We start from the raw sequence: 1,543 nt of genomic DNA on the forward strand, positions 1-1,543 counted from the left end.
TGCAGGTCGGAACTTACCCGACAAGGAATTTCGCTACCTTAGGATGGTTATAGTTACCACCGCCGTTTACTGGCGCTTAAGTTCTCAGCTTCGCCCGGACGAATCCAAGCTAACCGGTCCCCTTAACGTTCCAGCACCGGGCAGGCGTCAGTCCGTATACATCGCCTTACGGCTTCGCACGGACCTGTGTTTTTAGTAAACAGTCGCTTCTCGCTGGTCTCTGCGGCCACCCCCAGCTCTGGCAGCAAGTGCCGTCACCAGGAATGGCCCCCCTTCTCCCGAAGTTACGGGGGCATTTTGCCGAGTTCCTTAACCATAGTTCACCCGAACGCCTCGGTATTCTCTACCTGACCACCTGAGTCGGTTTGGGGTACGGGCCGCCATGAAACTCGCTAGAGGCTTTTCTCGACAGCATAGGATCATCCACTTCACCACAATCGGCTCGGCATCAGGTCTCAGCCTTAATGAGTGACGGATTTGCCTATCACTCGGCCTACACCCTTACCCCGGGACAACCACCGCCCGGGCTGGACTACCTTCCTGCGTCACCCCATCGCTCACCTAATACAGACTTGGTTCAGCGGCTCCACCACGTCCCTTTGTCCGAAGACTCCGGGCCGGCTTCACGGCTTTAGCATCACCTGGTTCAGCGTTGGCGCTTCAAAGCGGGTACGGGAATATCAACCCGTTGTCCATCGACTACGCCTGTCGGCCTCGCCTTAGGTCCCGACTTACCCTGGGCAGATCAGCTTGACCCAGGAACCCTTGGTCAATCGGCGCAAGAGTTTCTCACTCTTGTATCGCTACTCATGCCTGCATTCTCACTCGTGTACCGTCCACGACTGGTTTCCACCGCCGCTTCACCCGGCACACGACGCTCCCCTACCCATCACAGCAGGCGTTGGCCCTATATGCTGCAATGACACGACTTCGGTGATGTGCTTGAGCCCCGCTACATTGTCGGCGCGGAATCACTTGACCAGTGAGCTATTACGCACTCTTTCAAGGGTGGCTGCTTCTAAGCCAACCTCCTGGTTGTCTCTGCGACTCCACATCCTTTCCCACTTAGCACACGCTTAGGGACCTTAGTCGGTGTTCTGGGCTGTTTCCCTCTCGACCATGGAGCTTATCCCCCACAGTCTCACTGCCACGCTCTCACTTACCGGCATTCGGAGTTTGGCTAAGGTCAGTAACCCGGTGAGGCCCATCGCCTATCCAGTGCTCTACCTCCGGCAAGAAACACGTGACGCTGCACCTAAATGCATTTCGGGGAGAACCAGCTATCACGGAGTTTGATTGGCCTTTCACCCCTAACCACAGGTCATCCCCCAGGTTTTCAACCCTGGTGGGTTCGGTCCTCCACGAAGTCTTACCTCCGCTTCAACCTGCCCATGGCTAGATCACTCCGCTTCGGGTCTTGGGCATGCAACTCAAACGCCCTATTCGGACTCGCTTTCGCTACGGCTACCCCACACGGGTTAACCTCGCTACACACCGCAAACTCGCAGGCTCATTCTTCAAAAGGCACGCAGTCACGGCCCAC

The 1,543-nt window shown here is 56.7% G+C and carries 1 rRNA gene; it reads right to left on the reverse strand.

What is annotated here, in order from left to right:
* A 23S ribosomal RNA gene (locus ABZY91_RS42010) occupies nt 1-1,543 on the reverse strand; the annotation flags it as partial.

Origin of the sequence: Kitasatospora sp. NPDC002965 (assembly GCF_040611255.1) — a bacterium.
Taxonomy (GTDB): Bacteria; Actinomycetota; Actinomycetes; order Streptomycetales; family Streptomycetaceae; genus Kitasatospora.